21 protein-coding genes, 1 tRNA gene and 4 pseudogenes are annotated in these 23796 nt (G+C 35.0%); 20 read left to right on the top strand and 6 right to left on the bottom strand.

What is annotated here, in order from left to right:
* Positions 1–71: 71 nt before the first annotated feature.
* The gene (locus HF197_RS03225; protein WP_168464254.1) at positions 72–3095 is read right to left on the bottom strand and encodes a phosphoribosylformylglycinamidine synthase subunit PurL; all 3024 of its coding nucleotides are present in this window, start codon (positions 3093–3095) and stop codon (positions 72–74) included.
* 120 nt (positions 3096–3215) lie between these two features.
* Between HF197_RS03225 and gltX the strand changes: the two genes are divergently transcribed.
* From gltX to tnpC (HF197_RS03200), 5 genes and pseudogenes are all read left to right on the top strand, one after another.
* Complete coding sequence (gene gltX, locus HF197_RS03220; protein WP_168464253.1) at positions 3216–4553, top strand: glutamate--tRNA ligase; 1338 nt, start codon at positions 3216–3218, stop codon at positions 4551–4553.
* Between the two features lie 54 nt (positions 4554–4607).
* Positions 4608–5552 carry an Rpn family recombination-promoting nuclease/putative transposase gene (locus tag HF197_RS03215; protein WP_168464252.1) on the top strand — a complete coding sequence of 315 codons (945 nt, stop codon included), beginning with the start codon at positions 4608–4610 and terminating at the stop codon, positions 5550–5552.
* A 112-nt stretch (positions 5553–5664) separates the two neighbouring features.
* Positions 5665–6102, top strand: coding sequence for a rho GDP-dissociation inhibitor (locus HF197_RS03210; RefSeq protein WP_168464251.1), 438 nt, complete (start codon positions 5665–5667; stop codon positions 6100–6102).
* Between the two features lie 3 nt (positions 6103–6105).
* Positions 6106–6711 (top strand): heme ABC exporter ATP-binding protein CcmA, encoded by a 606-nt coding sequence (gene ccmA, locus HF197_RS03205; protein ID WP_168464250.1) that lies wholly within the window; start codon positions 6106–6108, stop codon positions 6709–6711.
* A 203-nt stretch (positions 6712–6914) separates the two neighbouring features.
* Positions 6915–8275: pseudogene (gene tnpC, locus HF197_RS03200) on the top strand (IS66 family transposase).
* A 78-nt stretch (positions 8276–8353) separates the two neighbouring features.
* Here tnpC (HF197_RS03200) and HF197_RS03195 read toward each other — a convergent pair.
* Entirely contained in the window at positions 8354–9001 is a 648-nt protein-coding gene (locus tag HF197_RS03195; protein WP_168464249.1) for an alpha/beta hydrolase, read from the bottom strand.
* A 169-nt stretch (positions 9002–9170) separates the two neighbouring features.
* Between HF197_RS03195 and HF197_RS03190 the strand changes: the two genes are divergently transcribed.
* On the top strand, positions 9171–9461 hold the full coding sequence (locus HF197_RS03190; protein ID WP_168464248.1) for an NADH dehydrogenase ubiquinone Fe-S protein 4: 291 nt from the start codon (positions 9171–9173) through the stop codon (positions 9459–9461).
* A gap of 100 nt (positions 9462–9561) precedes the next feature.
* Positions 9562–9912 (top strand): hypothetical protein, encoded by a 351-nt coding sequence (locus HF197_RS03185; RefSeq protein WP_168464247.1) that lies wholly within the window; start codon positions 9562–9564, stop codon positions 9910–9912.
* Between the two features lie 96 nt (positions 9913–10008).
* Here the strand turns inward: HF197_RS03185 and purE are convergent, their stop codons facing one another.
* Positions 10009–10467: a 5-(carboxyamino)imidazole ribonucleotide mutase gene (gene purE / locus HF197_RS03180; RefSeq protein WP_168464880.1), complete on the bottom strand. Its 459-nt coding sequence runs from the start codon at positions 10465–10467 to the stop codon at positions 10009–10011.
* A gap of 414 nt (positions 10468–10881) precedes the next feature.
* On the opposite strand from purE, the gene HF197_RS03175 reads away from it, so the two are divergent.
* The 7 genes from HF197_RS03175 to rpoD all read left to right on the top strand — a co-directional run bounded on the left by HF197_RS03175 (position 10882) and on the right by rpoD (position 15605).
* On the top strand, positions 10882–11175 hold the full coding sequence (locus tag HF197_RS03175; protein WP_168464246.1) for a helix-turn-helix domain-containing protein: 294 nt from the start codon (positions 10882–10884) through the stop codon (positions 11173–11175).
* Between the two features lie 141 nt (positions 11176–11316).
* The gene (rpoZ, locus tag HF197_RS03170) at positions 11317–11730 is read left to right on the top strand and encodes a DNA-directed RNA polymerase subunit omega (RefSeq protein ID WP_168464245.1); all 414 of its coding nucleotides are present in this window, start codon (positions 11317–11319) and stop codon (positions 11728–11730) included.
* The gene (locus HF197_RS03165) at positions 11708–11968 is read left to right on the top strand and encodes a monovalent cation/H+ antiporter complex subunit F (protein ID WP_369800020.1); all 261 of its coding nucleotides are present in this window, start codon (positions 11708–11710) and stop codon (positions 11966–11968) included. Before rpoZ ends, HF197_RS03165 begins: the two co-directional genes overlap by 23 nt.
* Positions 11965–12252 carry a monovalent cation/H(+) antiporter subunit G gene (gene mnhG / locus HF197_RS03160; RefSeq protein ID WP_168464243.1) on the top strand — a complete coding sequence of 96 codons (288 nt, stop codon included), beginning with the start codon at positions 11965–11967 and terminating at the stop codon, positions 12250–12252. Before HF197_RS03165 ends, mnhG begins: the two co-directional genes overlap by 4 nt.
* A gap of 1 nt (position 12253) precedes the next feature.
* Complete coding sequence (locus tag HF197_RS03155; protein WP_168464242.1) at positions 12254–13243, top strand: Na(+)/H(+) antiporter subunit B; 990 nt, start codon at positions 12254–12256, stop codon at positions 13241–13243.
* Positions 13230–13532 carry a cation:proton antiporter subunit C gene (locus HF197_RS03150; protein ID WP_168464241.1) on the top strand — a complete coding sequence of 101 codons (303 nt, stop codon included), beginning with the start codon at positions 13230–13232 and terminating at the stop codon, positions 13530–13532. The genes HF197_RS03155 and HF197_RS03150 overlap by 14 nt, the downstream gene beginning before the upstream one ends.
* 120 nt (positions 13533–13652) lie before the next feature.
* Entirely contained in the window at positions 13653–15605 is a 1953-nt protein-coding gene (gene rpoD / locus HF197_RS03145; protein ID WP_168464240.1) for an RNA polymerase sigma factor RpoD, read from the top strand.
* Positions 15606–15660: 55 nt separating this feature from the next.
* Here rpoD and tnpC (HF197_RS03140) read toward each other — a convergent pair.
* Both tnpC (HF197_RS03140) and HF197_RS03135 read right to left on the bottom strand, forming a co-directional pair.
* Positions 15661–17022: pseudogene (gene tnpC, locus HF197_RS03140) on the bottom strand (IS66 family transposase).
* Positions 17023–17078: 56 nt separating this feature from the next.
* Positions 17079–17492: pseudogene (locus tag HF197_RS03135) on the bottom strand (S66 peptidase family protein); the annotation flags it as partial.
* Between the two features lie 89 nt (positions 17493–17581).
* Here HF197_RS03135 and HF197_RS03130 point away from each other — a divergent pair.
* Positions 17582–18538 carry an IS5 family transposase gene (locus tag HF197_RS03130; protein ID WP_168463866.1) on the top strand — a complete coding sequence of 319 codons (957 nt, stop codon included), beginning with the start codon at positions 17582–17584 and terminating at the stop codon, positions 18536–18538.
* An 11-nt stretch (positions 18539–18549) separates the two neighbouring features.
* Here the strand turns inward: HF197_RS03130 and HF197_RS03125 are convergent.
* Positions 18550–19182: pseudogene (locus HF197_RS03125) on the bottom strand (LD-carboxypeptidase); the annotation flags it as partial.
* A gap of 152 nt (positions 19183–19334) precedes the next feature.
* On the opposite strand from HF197_RS03125, the gene HF197_RS03120 reads away from it, so the two are divergent.
* From HF197_RS03120 to mdh, 5 genes are all read left to right on the top strand, one after another.
* Entirely contained in the window at positions 19335–19985 is a 651-nt protein-coding gene (locus tag HF197_RS03120) for an HAD family hydrolase (protein WP_168464237.1), read from the top strand.
* 99 nt (positions 19986–20084) lie between these two features.
* Complete coding sequence (gene ftsH, locus HF197_RS03115; protein ID WP_168464236.1) at positions 20085–21917, top strand: ATP-dependent zinc metalloprotease FtsH; 1833 nt, start codon at positions 20085–20087, stop codon at positions 21915–21917.
* Positions 21918–22006: 89 nt separating this feature from the next.
* Positions 22007–22078, top strand: a tRNA-Glu gene (locus HF197_RS03110).
* 18 nt (positions 22079–22096) lie between these two features.
* Entirely contained in the window at positions 22097–22780 is a 684-nt protein-coding gene (locus HF197_RS03105; RefSeq protein WP_168464235.1) for a 16S rRNA (uracil(1498)-N(3))-methyltransferase, read from the top strand.
* Positions 22781–22840: 60 nt separating this feature from the next.
* The gene (mdh, locus tag HF197_RS03100) at positions 22841–23785 is read left to right on the top strand and encodes a malate dehydrogenase (RefSeq protein ID WP_168464234.1); all 945 of its coding nucleotides are present in this window, start codon (positions 22841–22843) and stop codon (positions 23783–23785) included.
* Positions 23786–23796 lie beyond the last annotated feature (11 nt).

Raw genomic sequence — 23796 nt, 5'->3', positions numbered from 1 at the left:
ACTGTAATGAATATCAATTTTAGTATATAAAAAGTATTTCAAAAAGTAAAAGCTTTTTTTAATGAGATTTTCTACATGTAGCAAATCGCCAAGCTCTCCACTTCTACTTTAGCAATATCTTGTATGTTAAGCATCTTTTTTTCTGTTACTCTACCGATGCACGAATAAGTTACATCTTTGAATAAATCTTCAAATCTCTTTTGATCTTGTGGTGCAATGGTTACCAATATTCTGCTCTGTGACTCAGAAAACATTGCTACTCTTACATCCAAATTTTGCATTTGCGAAAGATCAACTTCAGCACCAAAGTCACCTGCAATTAGCGACTTTGCTAAAGCAATAATGAGCCCTCCAAGGTTTGGTGCGATTGCAGAAACGATAATGCCCTCCCCTACTGCTTCATTATAACACTCATACAATTTCCTAGCACTTTTTGCATCAACTTTCGGCACGTTATTATCACCAAATCCACTGTACAGCTGATATTCAGATCTACCAAGCTCATTATCAGTTGCACCCAGCACATATATTAAATCACCAGGCATTTTCACATCAAGTGACACTGCATTCTCAACGTTCTCTATAACTCCAATCGCTGAGATAAGCAACGAAGGTGGTGCTGATATCATAACTTTTTCACCATTTTCGTTATATCCCTTAAAATCGTTAAACATGCTGTCTTTTCCAGATATAAATGGCGCTTTAAATGCAGTTGCATAATCGTAACACGCTTCTGCAGCTTTTTTTAGTTGCCATAGCCTCTCTGGATTATAAGCATCACACCAACAAAAATTATCAAGCAATGCTAGGTGATTTATATTTCCTCCTGCTGCTACATAGTTACGTATTGCAGTATCAATTGCACATGCTGCCATATGGTAAATATCAATTTCTCCATAACTTGAGCCAAATCCTTGCGATTTTACCACACCTCTGTTTGAAGAAAGAATTGGCCTTGAAACCACAGCCTCGCTGCACACTCTACCCCTGCCTTGCAACGGTTTTAATACCGATGATCCTTGAACTTCGTGGTCATATTGCACCACTATAAATTCTTTACTGCATATGTTTGGCCTGCTTAGCATTTCCTTCAGTTCAACTTCTAAAGAAGCTGAACTACCAGCGTAAAGAGTATCATTAGGCGAAGCCTGCTGGATCCCAGTGTCAAGCACTGGGATGACAGAAGAAGATACTGGAGCAACAGTAGCCTCCTGAAACCACGGCTTTGTATGTAAATGCATTTTAGGATTACCGTCATGCAAAAACTCGGTTTCAATATCCATTATTACTGTTCCTTGAGAACACTTTATTACAGCCCTGCCGCTGTCACTAAACTCTCCAATCACACTAACTTCCACATTATGCTTCTTCATTATTTGTTTAAACGCTGGAAGATTCTCCTCTGGCACAGCTAAAGTCATTCTCTCTTGCGATTCTGATATCCATATTTCCCATGGATTCATATCATCGTTTTTAAGTGGAATTTTTCCAATATCAACCTCAAACCCGTTCTTCCCCATTTCTCCAACTGATGAAGATAATCCCCCTGCCCCATTGTCTGTTATTGCACTGTAAAGACTAAGATCTCTCGCTTCTACCACAGCATTGGATAGTTTTTTCTGTGTGATAGGATCACCTATTTGCACAACCGTTGAAGGACTATTTCCAGATAACGCCTCTGAAGAAAATGTTGCACCGTGAATCCCATCCCTTCCAACCCTTCCACCAATTACTACTATCTTATCACCAATTTTTGGCTCTTTTATATGTGAAGGCACATTGTTTATATCACGCGGAATAATCCCCACACTGCCAACAAAAACTAAAGGTTTTCCACAAAACCTATCGTCAAAATATACCGATCCAAGCTGCGTTGGGATGCCAGAGCAATTTCCAGCAGTATTAACACCATGAATGACTTCTTTCATTATATATTTTGGCGATAAAATCTCATCAGTGCATTCTTCATCTCGATAAAGCTTACCTTTTATCCCCTTAGCAAAACAAAAATAGTAGGTATTCATTATCGGCTCTGCACCCTTGCCAAAACCAACTATATCGCGATTAACCCCGAGTACTCCAGTCATTGCACCACCAAATGGATCAAGTGCTGAGGGGCTATTATGGGTTTCAACTTTATCTACAATTAAGTAATCATCGTCAAAAACTATGCCACCAGCATTATCGGAGAAAACTGACACGCATATACCAGAATTTATCTCACGCGTTGCACGTTTTATGTAATGCGCATACAAGCCATCTTTTATCTCATCAATTGGAGAGCAAAAAATATTGTGTTTACAATGTTCAGACCAAGTCTGCGCCAGAGATTCTAATTCAATGTCATATGGATCTCTACCGAGTTTATTGAAGTAATCCCTTATAGCCTTCATTGCTTCCAAGGAGAGCCCTAAAGTGCCATTACCATCAATGCCATCTCTGCTTATTACTTCAAGCTCTTGGTCACTTATGTTAAGACTAACTGACTTGACTTTACTATCTGCCACCCTAACTTTTTCTGTTGTCATTCCAGCACCTGACGCTGGGATCAAATTTTCTTTATGCAATTGACTAGAGCTTTCTGGATCACGGAACCTAAGCATTGGAGCATCACTGAGTTTGGTATTTGATTTACCGTAATGTTTCCAGCGACAATTATCATTTTCCTTATAGACAAGGGTGCAATATTCAGTTATAGGGTTAAATTGTTCCTTTATATCACTTACAGCCGGTACATTCCCATAACCCAGGATTAACTTTGAACTTCTTGCCTTTACATAAACATCTTCATCAATGTGGCCTTTACCTACTAAATACTCCTTAACTATTTGTTTCACTGTATTACCTATGTTGTCGGTCATGCCAGGTAAAAAGCTTATTTCCAAACCCCAATCAGCTGATAATTCATATTGCACTTCTTCAAGGCTTTCATTGTAAGAATAACAGCGACAATCTTGTATGACTTTATTATGAAGCAGTCCGCAAATTTCTTCATATAACTCTTGTGGTAACTCTTTGCGTATATAAATTGAGTAAACGTCTACTACTTGTGATTGTAAATGTTTATTCAGTACTTCTATTCTGATGTTTATCATGTTATACTATAAAAAACTATAATAACCGCAGTAACGTCCCTAATTTTCAACTTTAGGTTTGTAAAAAATTAAAATAAATTGTATTAAATATAGTTACTATTTTGCAAGATTTTTACTTAAATGTTAACAAGATTTGCTCCCAGTCCAACTGGCGATTTACATGTAGGAAATGTACGCACCGCTTTGGTGTGTTGGATGCATACACGCAACCAAAACGGAAAATTTTTATTGCGTTTTGATGACACCGATCTGCAACGTTCAGATATCAAGTATATTGATAGCATCATGCACGATCTAAAATGGATTGGCATGGACTGGAATTTAAGCTTTAAACAATCAGAACGCTTCTTGCGTTATAACGAAGTGTTATTACAATTAATGGAAGAAGGACACATTTATGCATGTTATGAAACCAAAGAAGAGTTAGATATCAAACGTAAGCTGCAGTTAAAGCAAGGGTTACCTCCAGTTTACGATAGAAGTGCATTGCTTTTAACTGAGCAATGCAAAATTAATTATGAGCAAGAGGGACGTAAGCCACATTTTAGATTTAAACTGAACAGAGATGAGATTGTAAAATGGAATGATGAGGTTAAAGGTGAAATAACTATTGCAACAAGCCACATTAGCGATCCCATAGTAAAAAGGGAAGATGGAAATTATACGTATATGCTTCCTTCTGTTATTGATGATATTGATTTTGATATAACTCACGTTGTACGCGGGGAAGATCACTTAACTAACACTGCAGTGCAGATTCAAATGGCGCAAGCATTAAAGGCAAAAGTTCCAATATTTGCTCATCTTTCTCTCTTGCATTTTGATGATAATAAGATATCTAAACGAACTGGTGGACTGAGCATTAAATCTATAAGAGAAGATGAAATTGAGCCAATGGCATTATGCAGTTATTTAGCAAAGCTTGGAACATCAGATTCAATCGAAGCTCATATTGATATGCAATCCTTAATTGATTCATTTGATATTAAAAAATTTAGTTCATCGTCAACGCAGTTTCACTTGGATGAAGTGCATAAGCTAAATAGCAAAATTTTACAGAATATGCCATTTGAAGCAGTGAAAGAACGTTTAACTCAAATTGACTCAGAATTTTGGTATTTTATAAGGAACAATATAGAAAAATTTTCTGAAGTAGCTAAATGGTGGCAAATATGCAAATCTGATATAGAACCCGTAATTTTTGATGAAGAGTTCATAAAAATTGCACTAAATACACTACCTAAAGGAAAATGTGACGAAAATACATTATCTGAGTGGGTAAAGATTATTAAAGAAAAAATAGACATAAAGTCAAAAGCCCTATTTATGCAATTACGCTTAGCATTAACTGGTAGAGAAGCAGGCCCTGAACTTGCTAAATTGTTAACTTTTATTGGCAGAGAAAAAATTATTGAAAGGCTAAAAATGCGTAATCATAATTCAGCAGCAATTGCATAATTGTAAATCTCTTAAAAATGCTATACAATTCACCTGTTCAACACGCTAAAAATTATGGACCTGACAAAATTCCTTGATCCAAAATGTGATTTAACTTTCAAGAGGATTTTCGGCTCAGAGAAGAACAAAAGTATTCTCATTCACTTTTTGAACGATATTTTAGGCTTTACTGCAGAAAGCAAGATACAAGAAGTTGAATTTTTAAGCACTATCATGGACCCAGAAATTGCTTCTGATAAGCAAAGTATTGTCGATATTTTATGCAAAGATTCTGCCAACAATAGATTCATCATTGAAATGCAAGTGGCTCGTGACAAAGGCTTTGAAAAACGCGCTCAATTGTACGCTGCAAGGGCATATTCAAGGCAATTGGACAGATCTGGCAATTATGTTGATTTACAAAAAGTTTACTTCATCGCCATTGCTAATTGTAATCTATTTCCTGAAGAAGTAGATTACATATCCACACATAACATACGGGATATTAATACTAATGGAAATTATTTAAAAGATTTACAATTTGTCTTTATTGAGCTGCTAAAATTTCCTAAAAATGAAGTGAAACAGTTGGAAAATATTGTGGAAAAGTGGTGTTTTTTCTTTAAATATGCAGAGGACACCACAGACGAAGACCTAAAAAAGATTGCAAGAAGAGCACCAGTAATAAAACAAGCATATGAAGAGTTAAATAAATTCCACTGGGATGAAAAAGATTTGTTAGCTTATGAAGAGAGAATAATGGACTTACGCAAGGAAGAAGCCATTATTGAATACAGAATTGACCTTGCTACTGCAAAAGGAAGAGAGGAGGGTAGAGAGAAGGGGAGAAAAGAAGGCAGAGAGGAAGGCAGAGAGGAAGGTAGAAAAGCAAGAGAAATTGAAGTGGCAATAAACTCACTTAAGTCTGGCATTTCTGTAGACACTGTTGCCAAAATAACAGGCCTACCTATTGATAAAGTGAAGCAATTGCAAGAAGAATTGTTGAGCTGTGATTCCTAAATAAGAACTTGTCTTTACGATTTGAAAAATGACAAACTCAGACAAATTGCAAAGTTCTATAATTATGATATTAAATAAAGAAGTGAGGTTGTAAAACCTAAATACAAGAAAAATGTCGTTTGAAGAAATAATAGTATATGGCATTGCATTATTTGTTATTGTCAGAATACTTCTCTTCTTGAGAGGAATATATAAGAATCGCATCAGAAAGGTTATATTTCCTAAAAAAGTCTCTGAAGAAGAGCAAGAGGAAAATAAAAGGAATAACGAATTATATCAAGAAAAAAAGCAAAAAGAGCTGTTAAAACGCCAAGAAGAGCAGCGTGAAAAGTATAAAGATGATGAAGGGCGAGCTTATAAAGAAGATCTGGAAATAGTAGATGTTGCAAAGCCTGTAGGTAAATGGACAAGAATGGTTATGTTGAGTGGTGGGTTAATGAAGCGTTTAGCACAACTGATACGCAGTGAAGGCAACAAGAAGGGATTTTGGGAGTTATTTATCAAAGCGCAATCTTCAACTAAAGGTAAACGTAGAGGAAAGGGAAGGTAATTCATGCTTGAATGTGAAAATTTATCCTGTAGTCGTAATAATAAAATAATATTTAAAAATCTTAATTTTAAAGCTGAACCAAAAGTAAAGATCTTAATTACTGGCCCAAATGGTAGTGGTAAAACCAGCCTAATTAGAAGTTTAGCTGGACTTTTGCCACCAATTTCAGGCAGAGTAAAACACTACGGAAAAGATATATATGATAATCCAAAAGCCTATAGATCTTCTATGGTTTATGTAGGTCATAAAAACGCTTGTAAAGATGATTTAACTGTTGCTCAAAACATAGAATTTTGGGCAGAGATAAGAAATACGAAAGAGTTGGTTTTAGCAGCAATTTGTTGCCTAGAGTTGCAGCCTGTGGTAAATATTGAATACAGTAAACTTTCTGCAGGTTGGAAAAGAAGAGCAGCGCTTGCTCGTCTTTTAATTTCAAACGCAGATATCTGGCTGATAGATGAGCCATTTTGCAATCTTGACAGTGCAGCATGTGAATTAGTACTCAACCTTATCTCAATACGTTCTGAACAAAACGGCATAGTAATTATCACAGGGCACAGCCCCTCAGAGCAACTATCCGATTTTACGACAATTGATATACGTGCTTGAAGTTATTATGAAAATTTCCCAAATCTTATTGAAGAAGCTACTATATTAGTAAATTTTTTTATTTTAAATTGATAAATTATCGTTTTATTTCAGAGTAATAATAGAATTATTATACAAATAAATTGTATCCATTCAGCCGGGCGGTAAAATAAAGAGTAGACAAGGAATGCTAAAAAGGTAAACTAGAGTGGCTGTGAGGTAATATGGTTGATCTTTTAGAATTTTGCGAAAGTTTAAGCAGACTATAGAAAAGTTAGAAACAAAAATAGAAGAGCTTAAAGCAGAAAATAAAGCGCTAAGGATCGAAAACGCTGAGTTAAAAGAAAGGCTTGGCTTAAGTTCAAAAAATTCATCTATACCAAGCTCCAAAGAATTATATAAGATGAGGGAAAATAAGCCAAAAAGTGACAGGAAAGTAGGAGCACAGGTTGGACATAAAGGCAGTTACCGCCCTAAAATGGAGGCAGATGAGATGGTAAAAATAGAACTGCCCAATACGTGTGAGTGCGGAGGAGAAATTGCGGTATCAAAAGATCCGTATACTCATCAAAAGGTCGATTTGCCGGAAATCAAGCCGTATGTAGTTGAATATCAACTAGAGCATGGACGTTGCAAAAGATGTGGAAAAAGAAAAAGTAGCAAGCTACAAGAAGGAGTAACTGCGGACACATTTGGTCCAAGAGTTAAGTCAGTAATTGCAGCATTAAGTGGATTTTACAAGAATTCGAAAAAAGAAGTGGCAAATATTATAAAGGACATTTTCAACCTGGATATCAGCGTCGGTAGTGTATCAAATAGCGAGGCTAGAGTGGCAGAAAAATGCCAAGAAGCATATGAGCAAATTGAGGAAGAGGTAAGCAAGAGCAAAATTTTACATATCGATGAAACTAGCCATTACAACAAAGGTAAACAGGGCTGGTGCTGGATGTTTGCGAGCAAAATAGGAAGTGTGATCAAATTGACAGAGTCAAGAGGGATGAAAGTCCTGGAAAATAGTAAATTTGGAAAGAATAACAACCTAGTAGTGACCAACAGATATGCAGCTTACAACTACTTTTCCAGCAAGAAAAGGCAGGTCTGTTGGGCACATTTAGCAAGAGATTTTGAAAGGTTGTCTCATAGTTGGAATAGCGAAGTGAAAGTTTTGGGGTATTATTTAAGGAATGTTGCTACTGAATTATTTGCATTGAAAAAAGCTCTGTTAAAGGATGAAATAGACACATTAAGGTTCATAAGAAGAGCAAGAAAATTACGCAAGCGAACGAGATATTACTTAAAGAATATATCAAATTTACCCGAGGCAATTGGAGCGTCTCGAGTAGCAAAAAATATCATGAAATCGGATCTGATGATGTGGAAATTTTTGGACGATCCAGAAAATATTCCACTGACAAACAACTATGCTGAGCGACAGATTCGGCATTACGTTATTTACCGAAAAGTTTCATATTTTACACAATCGAAACGGGGAAATATGTTTCTTGAGAGGATAATTTCATTGTACTTGACTTGGAGGCAAAAGAAGTTAAATCCTTTTCAAAACCTACTGGCTATTGCTTCTTAAGCCATACACCTGAATGGATACATAATTTGATAGTATCAGTTAGCAAACTTTCCTAAAGATATTTAGGTTTTGCTGGGGTTATATGGCTTTGAAATTTTTCTTGATAAATTCTGCTCCTAATTTTATTCCTTCCTCGTTAATTATATGTCCCAATGCGCGAATAGGGTATCCTTCAGCATTTACTCCATTTTCTTTTAAAGCTTTCACTGCTAAATCAAGAGATGAAAATGGCACCACATCATCAGCATCACCATGAACAACACATATATTAGGCTTTGATTTGATTTTTGGTGCAACTCTTACAGGTGAAAGAAACCTTCCAGAATATGCAACAACTGACGCACAAGCCTGAGAGCGGGTAAGAGCCGTATGTATATCAAGCATTGCTCCTTGAGAGAACCCAACCAAAGAAAGTTGTGCATCTTTTAAGTTCAATTCTTTTAATTTCGCATCAATGAAATTGTTTAAAATCAATGCAGCATTTTCTACTCCATTGTATAATGCCTCCTCACTGCGATCTTCCAAGCTAAACCACTGATAACCGCCACCAACTTCTCTTTCAAAAGGAGCATTTGGTGCTGCAAAATGAGAATCTGGTAAAAATTTACCTATTACTTTAGCAAAATGAATGAAGTTCTCACCACTTGAGCCCCAACCGTGTAGCAAGATAATCAACCTTTTTTTATCTTCACCAACGCAAATCTCCGGACCTTTTAGCTCAATCATTTATTATTGTCTCAATTTATATATGTGCTTCTAATCTAGCACAGATTTCAAGAACAGACAACTTTTGGTTGTCCATAGAGCTATTTCGTTCTAGCTAAATCTTTCTCTACACTATAAACTATTTGCTAAGGAACATGCATATTTATAGACTTAATTTATTTACATTGTTATGTGTAGAACAGTTTTCAAAATTTATAAACCAGCAAAAACTGCAACACAATCTGGTTTGGGCAATACAAGCTTCTGGCACTTAAAAATTGAATCTAATTCTTATTATATAGAGCCCCTAATGGGCTGGATTGGATCAAAAGATCCAAACAAACAGATAGTGCTAAAGTTTGATTCTTTAGCAAAAGCAGTGTCTTATGCAAAAAAGCGCAACGCTCCATATGTCGTTGAAACTCCAAAAAATACTAAGAGGCTAGCAAAGTCTTATGCACGCAACTTTATAGTAAAATAACATGTGTTATGTTTCTGTTGAATTTTACTATCTTTAGATGTACTGTAGCCATATATACTTAAAAAATATATGTAATTCTTTAAATAATAAGGTATTTTGCATGTCAGATGATTTATGGAGTTTTTTTATGGAAATGCCAAGTGTAGGCTATATAATTGAAAGCTCTCACTGTGATAATAATGGTAATTGTGAACATTACTGCGGAATGGTTAAGCCACATGATATAATTACTGGATGCTTCTATTTAACTTCAGGAGATGGAGCAAGACAAAAAATTGAAGCCCGTGTAGTAGATTTTAAGCCAACAGTTTGTTTCAGTGTTGATAACCAAGGCAACAAGGTTAATCTATATGTTAACAGTGAAAATTGTATGTTAACAAAAAGTGGGCTTTTACACATTGCTGAAGAAAATCAATATGGCAAGTTTGATATTATAATAGGAAAGTCGTAATACTTATGGCCTAAAGGTGTAGGCATAGATTACGTCACGCTTACCCTTCTGTTGCCATACTATTCATGGTTTTTGTGCCCAATAGGACGATTGCCATTACAACGTTGGTTTTTCTTTCACTGTTTCAGTTTGCTTTTCTCTCCATTTTTTTAGCCTATTAGCAACCCCGTCATCAGAAATCGACAATATAGATGCAGCAGTAATGGCAGCATTATATGCTCCACTTTCTCCTATCGACATAGTTGCAACTGAAACACCTTTTGGCATTTGCACTATAGATAATAAGCTATCCAAGCCATTTAATTGTTTACTATGCACAGGCACACCGATGATTGGCAAATAAGTAAGTGATGCTACCATGCCAGGCAAGTGGGCCGCACCTCCTGCACCAGCAATGATAACCTTAAAACCCTTTTCTTGCGCAGATCTGGCAAAATTAAAAAGCCTTTCTGGTGTTCTATGTGCTGATACTATGAAAATGTCATGCGAGATCTCTAATACTTTCAACATATCAACAGCATGAACCATGGTACTATAATCCGACTCACTTCCCATAATCACAGCAACATCTTTTTTTATTTCTGTCACATTCAAATTAGCTTTATTTATTATTTTATTTATTAATTGAATAATGTTTAGATTAAAAGGCAATAAATATTTGAATAATATTACAAATGCGATATATTGAATAAATCTTTTCTTGTTTAAGTAGAAATTCTAATGATTTAAATAAACACCTATATTAAGATATAGAATTATAAACTTCTTATGTAAGATGAACTTAAAAAAGCAATTGCTTTTATATTTTTAGCCTTATAACTGCAATTTCTTCTTGTCATAAATGATTTTTTCGAATAAAATATAATTTAAAATTACTAGAAAGTTGATGAAAATGTCAATATATAATCAACTTAAGGTTTAAAATATTAATAAGGCTAATTTATATGCAGGTATGTTAGAGGAAGGATTATGACAACAATATTACTAAATAGTTCAGACAATGTAGAAATAAAGATAAAGTTGCTTGATGAGATAAATAAATTTATTGAAGGAAAAAATTGGACCCAATCTTATGCAGCTGAACAATTGGGCATTGATCAGCCAAAGGTATCGCAGATTAAAAATGGCAAAATAGATGGCTTCTCACTAGAGAGATTGCTAACCTTCCTTAAAAGGCTTGATCATGAAATAAAAATCACAATAACGGAAAGTAAAGTAGTACAACCAGAAGAAGAAAGAGTAAAACATGAGGCCAAATCTTAATAGATAAAAAGTCTTTTTTATGATGTTAGTATAAGAGGACAATAAAAATGTATATTAAGGAATGCTTCGAATAAATTTATGAAGGTTGACGTTTCACTTTAATTGTAATATAATATAAAACTTAATTTAGAGGTGACATTTATGGCTGAATCTATCGTAGAAAAATGTGCAGAGCAAGTTAGCAACCGTTTTAGGCTAGCTCTATTGGCAAGTCAAAGAACTCATGATTTAAACACTGGAGCCAGTACTCCAACTCAAGCAGCTAGATTTAAAAATCACAAAAATACTATAGTTTCATTATACGAGATAGCTGAAAATCAGATAAGTATTCATGAACTATTTAATCTTTTAGTAAACAGATGCAAAGAATATATGAAGGGAAATACAAACAGTATTCATAGCAGTCATATAAATAAATTAGATAAATTATTAAACTTCTCTGATAATCAGTTAAATGCAAACCTTGATGCAGATCAAGATGATGAGGTAGACGATGAGATATACGATAATAGCGAAATAGATGAAGAAATAGATGATAAAATGGACAATGAATAATATTGTCTATATTTTACTATTTTGTATGAGTATGATGCTGTATCGCATAGTTTCCAGGTCAAGTGATATATACAACAAGTTTATAGCATTTAATAATTTCTCAACACAGATGGTTTTACTAATAGTAGCAGTATCGATTACTCTCAATAGTCTATTTTTGATTGATATAGCATTGTTATACGCTAGCATTAGTTTTATATCAACTATAGCATTAATGAAACTGCTCAGTAATTCATGATAAGTGTTATTTTCATATTTTTAAGCCTTTGTTTGATAGTCATTTCAAATATAGGGGTAATGAGATTTCCTGATTTCTACACTCGATTACATGCAGCAGGTATTACAGATTCCAGTGGTGCAACATTGTTGCTGATCGGCTTGATTCTACAGAATAAGCTTTCAACAGATATTATTAAAATAATATTATTAATCTCCATAATATGGATTGCCAACTCAACTAACAGCTATATTTTGGCACGCACTTACTATAAAAGTCAGGCAAAGATTATCAAAAAAGATTAAAATGTTAGAGATATTACATTTTACGTTACTTTCACTGTTACTTGTGGTTACAGTTTTTATAGTTTTTTCACAGCATTTAGTTGTAAGCGCTATCTTAATGTGCGTGTTTAGTTCTCTTATTGCGCTGATATACTTAACCATGAATGCACCTGATGTTGCAATCACTGAGGCTTCAGTTGGTGCAGGCCTAAGTACTGTGCTTACATTTGCTGCACTTTTTCTGATAAAAAATCATAAAGTGAATGTATCTCATAACCCTATAGCGCTTTTCCTAATGTTATTTTTAGCTATATGCTTGTCACATTTTATTATTCAGTTGCCAGATTTTGGCAGTCAAAGCGCGCCAATACATCAGCATGTTGCTCCCTATTATATAGAAAATACTAAAAAAGTTGCCGATATTCCTAATATAGTAACCGCTGTTTTAGCAAGCTTTCGTGGTTATGATACATTTGGAGAAACCATAGTGGTTTTTATTGCAGCACTTTGCATAACATTAACATTAAAAGAAAAAGCAGTTATTTCCAAAATGGAAACAACTGCTTCCCCCCATGAAAATGGGATTATCAAGGATCCGGTATTAAATGCAATAACATTTTTAATGGTACCTTTTATCGTCTTATTTGGTTTGTATATACAATTTCATGGTGATTACACTCCAGGTGGAGGGTTTCAGGCAGGAATCATTATCGCTTCTGGCATAATATTGTATTCAATGCTATTTGGTATAACAACCACCCTAAAAGCAATACCGTATTCTGCTATTAAATTTACCAATGTGCTTGGTATTTTAATTTATGGCGGAACAGGTATTGCAACAATTTTACTTGGCCAAAATTTTTTGTCTTACAATGCGTTATCTGCCAATGATGTTACCGGTCAAAAATTAGGTATCTTTTTAGTAGAATTGGGTGTGGCACTTACTGTTTGTTCCTCAATGCTCATTATATATATAAATTTTGCTCGTAGAAAAAATGATGACTTTATATAATTATGTAACTATTATTATATTAATGATATTAGGCTTGTATATTATTATAAATGATAAGAATTTAATTAAGAAAATGATTGGGGTAAGTATTTTTCAATCCTCTGTTTTATTATTTTATATATCTTTAGGGTATATAAAAGGCTCGTTGCCTCCTATATTGGTTTCAAATTTTTCTTTATATAGCAACCCTATACCACATGTTTTGACGCTTACTGCCATAGTAGTTGGAATCGCAACATTTTCAGTTGGGTTGTCTATAATAGTAAAAATAGAAGAAAATGCAGAGTAAATACACGAATTAACAGTATCTTAAATTGTATGAAGTACACAGGCTATATAGAAACAATAGACTTGCTCACTGTAGGTTTATTTGCTAATAAGGAATAAAATTTAAACTATAAAGGTAATGATGTCAATTATTAACAATGCACACGACGAAAAAAAAATCATTAAAGATCTTGTAACAAAAAGCATCAAGAAGGGCGGATTTATCACTTTTGATGACATAAATGATATGTTGTCTGAGGAAAATTTTTCGTCTGACTTTATAGATAACACAATATCTTTATTGCAAGATTCTGGAATAAACATACTTGAAAGCAGCGAAGACGAGGAGGAAGTTTCTTCTAATGATGATAGTAGCAAACTTGACGACGATAATGAATCATCAAACGCCATTACAACTTTAGTACAAAATGATGACCCAGTAAGGATTTACTTACGAGATATGAGCTCTGTGAAGCTTTTGTCAAGAGCGGACGAGATTGAAATAGCAAAAAAAATTGAATCTGAAAAACATAATATGCTGCGTGCGATAGTTGAAACATCAGCAACATTAAAGGTAATAAAAGCGTGGCGCGATGATTTGAGCAGTGGGATTCTGCTGCTTAGAGAAATTATAGACCTTGATGCAATTTATAATTCCGATTTTAATGCAACGCCTAAGGAAGAAGGTGAAGAAAGCGTTGAAAGTGCTCCTGAAGATGCAAAAGATGAAGGATATGACGAAAATGATGAAAACGATGATGAAAAGAATGAAGGTACTAATGAAGAAGATAGCGACGATGATGAAGATAGCAGCAATGAAGATATGGGTTCATCAAATCTAAATGTTTCTATTCTTGAGATGGAAAGTGACTTACTACCGAAAGTTATAGCTGCATTTGATGAGATAACCACTTTAACAAATGAAGCACTGGCATTAAAACAAAAAGACAGTTCCTCTAATGAGTCAGAGTGCAAGAATTTATATGATCAAGTATGGTCAATAGCATTACAAATCAAGTTAAGCGATGCTGCTGTTGAGAAAATCATGCAAGAGCTTTATGGTATAAACAAATCTATCATGCTTGAAGAAGCAAGTCTTATTTCTGAAGCAAGAAAGTATAGTATCGATAGAGATAGCTTTTATAAAATCTATGATGATGTGCTCTTAAAGCAAGAGTTAAAAAAGGTTAAGCTTTTAAAACTTAGCCCTTCTTTTACAAAAGAATTAAAAAACAAGTTTACAAAATTTATAGATGATAATTTTGAATATATCTCTAGTGCTTTAAGCAATATCAATCAATATACACAAGAAGATAGTGTGCAAAAATTTAAGGAGTTAATAAAAAGAATACAAAAGCATGAGAGAGAAGTTTCCGAAGCAAAGAAAGAGATGATTAAAGCTAACTTGCGTCTGGTAGTATCTATTGCTAAAAAATATTCAAATAGAGGTTTAGCACTACTTGATTTAATTCAGGAAGGTAATATCGGTCTTATGAAGGCCGTAGATAAGTTTGATTATAAGCGTGGATATAAATTTTCAACTTATGGCACTTGGTGGGTTAGGCAATCCATAACCCGTGCAATACCCGAGCAATCTAAGGTAGTAAGGATACCAGTTCATATGGTAGAAATTATCAGCAAAATCAATAGGGCATTAAGAAAAATGACTCATGAAATGGGAAGGGAACCGACATTAGATGAGTTGAGCAATGAGTTAGCAATGCCAGTTGAAAGAATACGCAAAGTTATGAAAATAGCGAGAGATCCAGTAAGTCTTGAAGCCCCAACAGGAAAGGATGATAGTAGCACCTTTGGTGACTGCATAGAAGATAAGAGAGTTTCCAAACCGGAGGATGCCGCAATACTTGCTGATTTGCGCGGTATTACAACTAATGTTCTTGCAACTCTCACGCCGAAAGAAGAAAGAATTTTGAGAATGCGCTTTGGTCTTGGCAAAGATGGCAAGGAGCACACTCTAGAAGAAGTAGGAAGGATTTTTAATGTAACACGTGAAAGAATCAGACAAATAGAGGCAAAAGCTCTACGCAAACTTAGACATCCAAGCCGCGCTAAAAAGCTTAGAGGATTCTTTTAATCAATAGACTATACATAAGATGATCTAATGCATCGTATCCATTCAGGTGTATGGCTTAAGAAGCAATAGCCAGTAGGTTTTGAAAAGGATTTAACTTCTTTTGCCTCCAAGTCAAGTACAATGAAATTATCCTCTCAAGAAACATATTTCCCCGTTTCGATTGTGTAAAATATGAAACTTTTCGGTAAACAACGTAATGCCGAATCTGTTGCTCAGCATAGTTGTTTGTCAGTGGAATATTTTCTGGATCGTCCAAAAATTTCCACATCATCAGATCCGATTTCATGATATTTTTTGCTACTCGAGACGCTCCAATTGCCTCGGGTAAATTTGATATATTCTTTAAGTAATATCTCGTTCGCTTGCGTAATTTTCTTGCTCTTCTTATGAACCTTAATGTGTCTATTTCATCCTTTAACAGAGCTTTTTTCAATGCAAATAATTCAGTAGCAACATTCCTTAAATAATACCCCAAAACTTTCACTTCGCTATTCCAACTATGAGACAACCTTTCAAAATCTCTTGCTAAATGTGCCCAACAGACCTGCCTTTTCTTGCTGGAAAAGTAGTTGTAAGCTGCATATCTGTCGGTCACTACTAGGTTGTTATTCTTTCCAAATTTACTATTTTCCAGGACTTTCATCCCCTCTTGACTCTGTCAATTTGATCACACTTCCTATTTTGCTCGCAAACATCCAGCACCAGCCCTGTTTACCTTTGTTGTAATGGCTAGTTTCATCGATATGTAAAATTTTGCTCTTGCTTACCTCTTCCTCAATTTGCTCATATGCTTCTTGGCATTTTTCTGCCACTCTAGCCTCGCTATTTGATACACTACCGACGCTGATATCCAGGTTGAAAATGTCCTTTATAATATTTGCCACTTCTTTTTTCGAATTCTTGTAAAATCCACTTAATGCTGTAATTACTGACTTAACTCTTGGACCAAATGTGTCCGCAGTTACTCCTTCTTGTAGCTTGCTACTTTTTCTTTTTCCACATCTTTTGCAACGTCCATGCTCTAGTTGATATTCAACTACATACGGCTTGATTTCCGGCAAATCGACCTTTTGATGAGTATACGGATCTTTTGATACCGCAATTTCTCCTCCGCACTCACACGTATTGGGCAGTTCTATTTTTACCATCTCATCTGCCTCCATTTTAGGGCGGTAACTGCCTTTATGTCCAACCTGTGCTCCTACTTTCCTGTCACTTTTTGGCTTATTTTCCCTCATCTTATATAATTCTTTGGAGCTTGGTATAGATGAATTTTTTGAACTTAAGCCAAGCCTTTCTTTTAACTCAGCGTTTTCGATCCTTAGCGCTTTATTTTCTGCTTTAAGCTCTTCTATTTTTGTTTCTAACTTTTCTATAGTCTGCTTAAACTTTCGCAAAATTCTAAAAGATCAACCATATTACCTCACAGCCACTCTAGTTTACCTTTTTAGCATTCCTTGTCTACTCTTTATTTTACCGCCCGGCTGAATGGATACAATGCATCTGCACATCCATGAAAAACGAGCCCTCTTCTTTATCTTGAACGCCGATAATGGTGCGGGTGTTTAGAGGTAATGGGTCATTTATAGGACCATGACCTATTCCTTGAATGGTGAAGACTGGAACATTAACGCTTTTTGCAAACCTTGTCTTTACAATCTCAACAAGGTCATCATTGCCAGAGTTAATAAAATCACCAAAAATTACTGCTTGCACTTTATCAAGAATATGAGCTTGTTTTAAGTGATCTAAGCTGCGCTCTATTGCATATGGATAGACTCTAGTATCTTCTAAAAATAAAATTTTTCCTTTTGTATTTATTTGCCAAACTGTCCCTATACTGTTTTCAACTAAAGTCATATTGCCACCAACAATACTGGATCCTAGTGGGCTTTGTTGCATAGCTAAAGTAAAAAGAACTGGCAGTTGCTGACGAAATTCATTATAAACAGGCATTTAACCGACAAAGGAAAAATATGCCAGTCAAAATGAAAGTCAGTAACTGCTACGAATATAACAAATTTCTCCAAGAAAGAGGAAATATTTTTTATTACGTCAACGATGCCATAGAAAATTGGTACGAAAAAAGTCCCAAAATGGCCGGTAGCAACAATATTTATAGTGATAAAGTCGTAATTCTAATTCACATAATAACTTATTTGTTTAGAATAGGCCTAAGACAAACGGTGGGGTTTATAGCGGGATACCTTGAGCAAATAGGAAAAAATTTGCAAGTTATCAGCTATTCCCAGGCTTCCAGAAGATTCAAAAAGCTTAACTTAAAAATTAATGATCGAAGACATGATAAAAACAGTATGGAAAATATTGAGATCGCCATAGATAGCACTGGAATAAGCATCTACAATAATATTCCAGGCCATAGTAAGGCAAACGGTACAGATAGAAAGTACCGTGGCTATAAGCAAACAAGAAAATTGCATGTAATGCTGGAGATAGGTAGCAAAAAAGTCATAGCTGCAAAATACAGTAGTGGAGTTTATTCTGACCACTATGGAGCCTGTGATCTTATTGCAAGGGCTAATGCTAAATACAATATAAGCACACTATATGCAGACAGAGCATATAATCGAAAGAAGTTATACAAATTGTGCAATGAGCTTGGCATAAAGACAAAAATTCCTCTGCAAAACAATGCAGTGGAGCATCCAAAGCTGGATTATATGGCTGAGAGAAATTCTACAATCAAGCTCATAAAGTCATATGGTGAAGATGGTATGAAGAAGTGGAAAAAAGAGATAAATTATGGGAAGAGATCTTATATAGAAAGTTTTTTCTCGCGACTGAAGCAAACATTTGGGTTTAGTTTTAGGAACAAATCTGAGATTAACCGTGAGAAAGAAATGCTACTCAAGTGTTATTTGCTGAACAAATTTACTGAAATAGGCATGGCTAAATTTGAGATAGCTTCATGAATTTATTATGCATTGCCTCCTATCCAAAGAGCGATGCAACAAAGCAATTCTAACCTATCGTCTTTTAATTTTATGTTATTATTGATCATTTTCAGATTATCAAATCTTACAGAGCTTTGTTGGCTTAAAACTAATCTTTTCAATTTTTCAATAGAACTTTCAGCCACAGAATTATTTACTATCATTTCCAACATAGTACCATGAAGAGTTTGCCAGTTATATTTGGTTTGTAGGTAAATATGTAAAGCAGTTATATCGCTGTAGCCTATTAAAATTTTCTCGCCTTGAGCAATTTTTTCTTTCTCATCGCTTGATAACTTCTCCAGATAAGGAATTAATCGTGCAGCACCTTCTCCTCCTCTGATACACCAAATTATCTTGCTATCATTAGTTAGTGCATTAATCAAGTCATTTGCTCTAAATTCATCTGAGTTAGAATAAAAGGGATTACCACTACCATATATTTTATTTGAAATGCGAGCATCAAAGCCTAAAGACTCTACGTAATTTTTTATACTAATCAGATCAGATTTTTTTCCTCTGGAAGAAGGGGCAATAATATCAATTTTGTCAATTGCATAAGTATTTATATTAACAAATAAAATAGTAGTAAAACATACAAGATAGACAGTAAAAAAGTGCATTATTATCTCAGGGTAATTATAAATATAGTGCGTTATAAGAATAACACAACTTATGTTTCATTGGTGGAAATGAAACAAATTTATTAAAAGCATTCCTGTTTACATTTTCTTTATTAAAATGTTATTTACTTAAAGTATATAACAATTTACAAATGGAAGATAGCTCTCTAGCAGTGGTGTTTGACTGGGATAATACCCTGGTTGACACTCAAGACAATATTTTGAATGCTATCCAGCATACCATAGACTTAATGGGATATAGTAATAAAATTGCAGATAGAAACTCCCATGAATCTAGGAAGAGCTATATGTTCGCTTTATTCGGTGATCAATGGAAAAAAGCGAACCAGATATATCAGAAATATTTGGACAATGCACTGTTACAAAATATTACTCTAAACGAAGGAGTAGAAGAAATGCTAAAGACACTAAAGAACCACAATGTTTACCTGGCAATAGTAAGTAACAAAAAAAATACTAACTTGTGCGAAGAAGTCGCTCATTTCAAGTTAGATTCTTACTTTGATAGAATAGTTGGATCAGGTGACACTGCAGAAGATAAACCATCTGCAACCCCATTGTTATTTGCATTAGAAGAATTTATACTTCCTGTTAATAAAGAAAACGTATTTTTTGTTGGTGATAGTATAACAGATATTTTCTGTGCACAAAATGCCAACTGTTTGCCCATTACATATGGACAATCAATAAGTGGTTTTGAGGATTTATTATGTTTTCAGCATTTTGATAAGCTGACGGATTTCGTAGTGAAGTATTTAGAGGATAGGTGTATTAAAAATTAACACGAAGAAGTTTTTCAATGATGATATAGTCGGATGTATTATTAATAGCACAATAATACAAAATTTGCTAAGCTTAATGGGCGTTTAGTTAGAAGTGAAATGAAAAAATTTTTAGAAGGATTATTAATTTGGTTAGTAATTATTGTCCTAGTTACAGTTATTATTATTCAATTTAGTGGAGATATAGGCAAAAGCAAAACAACTATACCCTTTTCAGAATTTTTGACCAAATTGGAAGAAAATGATGTAGAAAGTGTCGTCATAAGAAACCAGAGCGTTGAAGGGAAGCTCAGAAGCGGTTCAAACTTCAATTCAAGTGGTGTTATATACAGTGACCTAATAAAAAGCCTACAAGACAAAAAGGTAACATTCTCCTTTTCAACAGGAGATTCTGCAATGAGCATAATTGGTGGATTGCTTATCTCATGGGTTCCGACGTTTATCTTCATTGGCTTGTTATTGTTCCTCTTAAAACAAACACAAGCGGGGGGTAACAGAACCATAAGCTTTGGTAAATCAAGAGCTCGACTTATGACTGGTGGAAAGAAGGTAACATTTAGTGATGTTGCCGGAATTGATGAAGCAAAAGAAGAGTTAGTAGAGATTGTTGATTTTCTAAAGCAAAGGCAGAAGTTTCAAGCACTGGGTGGAAAAATACCTAAAGGATGCCTTTTAATCGGCTCCCCTGGTACTGGTAAGACTCTTCTTGCTCGGGCAATTGCAGGCGAAGCTAATGTGCCATTTTTTAGTATTTCTGGATCTGATTTTGTCGAAATGTTTGTTGGTGTTGGTGCAAGTCGTGTACGTGATATGTTTGATCAGGGCAAGAAAAACGCTCCTTGCATAATCTTTATCGATGAAATAGATGCAGTTGGTAGACATCGTGGAATTGGCCTTGGTGGCGGAAATGACGAAAGAGAGCAAACTTTAAATCAGTTACTAGTTGAAATGGATGGCTTTGAATCCAATGAAGGAGTAATAATAGTTGCTGCAACTAACCGCCCTGATGTTTTAGATCCAGCACTTTTAAGACCTGGCCGTTTTGATCGACAAGTTACTATAACTTTGCCCGATATAAACGGACGTGAAAAGATATTAGATACTCACATAAAGAAAATATCAATAGCACCAGATGTTGATATAAAAACAGTTGCTAGAGGAACACCTGGTTTTTCAGGGGCTGATTTGGCAAATTTGGTTAATGAATCTGCGCTTATTGCTGCAAGAAGAAATAAAAAAATTGTCACTATGGATGATTTTGAATATGCGCGTGACAAGGTGATGATGGGTGTGGAAAGACGCTCCCTTATTATGACTGAAGAGGAAAAGAGGCTTACTGCATATCACGAAGCTGGCCATGCGATAATAGCTGTAAATATGCCTGCTTCTGACCCTATACATAAAGCAACCATTATTCCTCGTGGTAGGGCACTTGGTTTAGTGATGAGGTTACCAGAAACCGACAGAGTATCCCATACAAGAGAAAAGATGATAGCAGATATAACTGTTGCCATGGGCGGACGTGTGGCAGAAGAGCTTGTTTTTGGCTATGACAAAGTCACAAGCGGCGCATCATCTGATATAAAACAGGCGTCAGATTTATCGCGTGCTATGGTAACAAAATGGGGAATGAGTGACAAAGTCGGTCCAGTGCATCACACTCGTGAACAGACTATTCAAGGCTCTGAGATAATCTCTGAAGATACACTGAAGCTTATCGATGAAGAAGTGAAGAGAGTTATATCTACTTGCTATGAAAATGCAAAAAAAATACTTACAGATAATAGGAAAAATTTGGATCTGGTCGCTGAAAACTTGTTAGAGTTTGAAACTTTAACAGGTGATGAAATAAAAGATATATTAGGCGGTAAGAAAGTCGTAAAAGAGGAAGATAAAAAACCTAAGAAAGTGAAAAAATCTTCTCTTTATTAGTGGATAAGGTCACAGAAAAAGGCATTGCGTTGTGAAATAATAGGATTGACTTTATGCGCGTAATTACTATAACTTAATTAATTCATATTGACTCTTTCGTCTAGTGGTTAGGACACCACCCTTTCACGGTGGTAACACGGGTTCAAATCCCGTAAGAGTCACTCTAATCAGGGTTTCAAGTGAGACTTTATATTGAAGAATCTTTATCACAGGGTATTTGTTTAGTACTTAATCAACAACAAAGTCACTATATTTGTAATGTAATGCGACTAAAGAAGCATGATAATATCTATTTTTTTAATGGAAAAGATGGAGAATGGCTAGGAGAAATAGCTGATATATCACGCAAGTCAGTGCAAGTGATGTTAAAAGAGTGCATTAAAGCTCAACAAGACGAAGAAAACCTGTATTTGTATTGTGCAATAGTAAAAAGCTCTGCTTTGAGCAATGTAATAAGGCAAGCAACTGAGATGGGGGTAACTTGCATTCAATTTCTTTTGACAGAATATACAGTAGTAAAAAATATTAATTTTGAGAGAGCAAAATCACAGGCAATTGAAGCTGCAGAGCAATCAGGTAGAATAAGTATACCAGAAATTTTGCCTCCTATAAATTTCTGCAATCTGCCTGATTCACAGAACAGAAACTTTGTTTTGTGTGATGAAACAGGTGAAGGGCAATCTCCTGATAAAGTGATAAAAGGCAAGAAAAACCTTGCTATTATCATTGGCCCTGAAGGTGGATTTTCACCTAATGAGCTTAATCTTGCTGATAAATTTAGTCAGAAGTTAAGCTTAGGAAAAAGAATTTTAAGAGTTGATACTGCCGTTGTTGCTGCACTTGCTTATGCTAATCAGGCTTGACGCCTGGTAATTACTTTATTTATGATATAGAGGACACTAGCTAAATATAAGGAATATAAAATGACAGCACAAAGAAAAAAGATATCTCTAATTGGTGCAGGAAACATTGGAGGAACCATTGCACATATAATTGCACTTAGGGAGCTTGGTGATGTCGTTTTACTTGATATCAATGAGGTAATTCCTCAAGGAAAAGCACTAGATATTGCAGAATCATCTCCTATTGATGGATTTGACGTTAATTTAGTTGGCACAAATAAGTATGAAGGTATCAAAGATTCTGATGCAATAATTATAACTGCAGGAATTGCTAGGAAGCCCGGGATGAGCAGAGACGATCTTCTGCAAACTAATGCTAAAGTAATGAAAGATGTTGGAGAAAATATCAAAAAATATTCTCCAAGTGCGTTTGTAATAGTAGTAACAAATCCTTTGGATGCCATGGTTTCAGTGGTACATGAATCTTCAAATCTTCCAACTAATATGATTGTTGGTATGGCAGGAGTACTTGATTCTGCTCGTTTTCGTTATTTCCTTGCAAGTGAATTAAATATTTCAGTTGAAGATATAGCTGCCTTTGTGCTTGGTGGGCACGGTGACACTATGGTACCACTAATCAATAGCACTTCTATTGCTGGAATTTCACTTACTCAGATTATCGATATGGGTCTTATCACACAGAAAAAAGTTAATGAAATAGTTGAACGTACGCGTAATGGTGGAAAGGAAATAGTTGATCTGCTAAAATCTGGATCTGCATACTACTCTCCCGCATCCTCTGCTGTGTGTATGTTAGAGTCATATTTGAAAGATAAAAGGCGTGTATTGCCATGTGCCGCTTACCTAAAGGGTGAATATGGAGTAAAAGATTTATTCATAGGCGTTCCTGCCATTATTGGTAAAAATGGCATTGAAAAAGTGATAGAGGTCAAAATGAGTGACAGCGAACAAGAAATGTTTAATAATTCTGTTAATGCAGTAAAAGATCTTGTAAAAAGTATATAATTTTCAGGACA

This window comes from Wolbachia endosymbiont of Ctenocephalides felis wCfeT (genome assembly GCF_012277295.1).
GTDB lineage: Bacteria > Pseudomonadota > Alphaproteobacteria > Rickettsiales > Anaplasmataceae > Wolbachia.
The sequence above is the reverse complement of the archived record's forward strand: the minus strand, read 5'-3'. Positions and strand labels throughout refer to the sequence as shown.

Excerpts from the sequence above, each read along its gene's own strand:
- HF197_RS03225 (WP_168464254.1), bottom strand. The coding sequence starts at position 3,095 with ATGATAAACATCAGAATAGAAGTACTGAATAAACATTTACAATCACAA.
- gltX (WP_168464253.1), top strand. The coding sequence starts at position 3,216 with ATGTTAACAAGATTTGCTCCCAGTCCAACTGGCGATTTACATGTAGGA.
- HF197_RS03215 (WP_168464252.1), top strand. The coding sequence starts at position 4,608 with ATGGACCTGACAAAATTCCTTGATCCAAAATGTGATTTAACTTTCAAG.
- HF197_RS03210 (WP_168464251.1), top strand. The coding sequence starts at position 5,665 with ATGTCGTTTGAAGAAATAATAGTATATGGCATTGCATTATTTGTTATT.
- ccmA (WP_168464250.1), top strand. The coding sequence starts at position 6,106 with ATGCTTGAATGTGAAAATTTATCCTGTAGTCGTAATAATAAAATAATA.
- HF197_RS03195 (WP_168464249.1), bottom strand. The coding sequence starts at position 9,001 with ATGATTGAGCTAAAAGGTCCGGAGATTTGCGTTGGTGAAGATAAAAAA.
- HF197_RS03190 (WP_168464248.1), top strand. The coding sequence starts at position 9,171 with ATGTGTAGAACAGTTTTCAAAATTTATAAACCAGCAAAAACTGCAACA.
- HF197_RS03185 (WP_168464247.1), top strand. The coding sequence starts at position 9,562 with ATGTCAGATGATTTATGGAGTTTTTTTATGGAAATGCCAAGTGTAGGC.
- purE (WP_168464880.1), bottom strand. The coding sequence starts at position 10,467 with ATGGGAAGTGAGTCGGATTATAGTACCATGGTTCATGCTGTTGATATG.
- HF197_RS03175 (WP_168464246.1), top strand. The coding sequence starts at position 10,882 with ATGACAACAATATTACTAAATAGTTCAGACAATGTAGAAATAAAGATA.
- rpoZ (WP_168464245.1), top strand. The coding sequence starts at position 11,317 with ATGGCTGAATCTATCGTAGAAAAATGTGCAGAGCAAGTTAGCAACCGT.
- HF197_RS03165 (WP_369800020.1), top strand. The coding sequence starts at position 11,708 with ATGATAAAATGGACAATGAATAATATTGTCTATATTTTACTATTTTGT.
- mnhG (WP_168464243.1), top strand. The coding sequence starts at position 11,965 with ATGATAAGTGTTATTTTCATATTTTTAAGCCTTTGTTTGATAGTCATT.
- HF197_RS03155 (WP_168464242.1), top strand. The coding sequence starts at position 12,254 with ATGTTAGAGATATTACATTTTACGTTACTTTCACTGTTACTTGTGGTT.
- HF197_RS03150 (WP_168464241.1), top strand. The coding sequence starts at position 13,230 with ATGACTTTATATAATTATGTAACTATTATTATATTAATGATATTAGGC.
- rpoD (WP_168464240.1), top strand. The coding sequence starts at position 13,653 with ATGTCAATTATTAACAATGCACACGACGAAAAAAAAATCATTAAAGAT.
- HF197_RS03130 (WP_168463866.1), top strand. The coding sequence starts at position 17,582 with ATGCCAGTCAAAATGAAAGTCAGTAACTGCTACGAATATAACAAATTT.
- HF197_RS03120 (WP_168464237.1), top strand. The coding sequence starts at position 19,335 with ATGGAAGATAGCTCTCTAGCAGTGGTGTTTGACTGGGATAATACCCTG.
- ftsH (WP_168464236.1), top strand. The coding sequence starts at position 20,085 with ATGAAAAAATTTTTAGAAGGATTATTAATTTGGTTAGTAATTATTGTC.
- mdh (WP_168464234.1), top strand. The coding sequence starts at position 22,841 with ATGACAGCACAAAGAAAAAAGATATCTCTAATTGGTGCAGGAAACATT.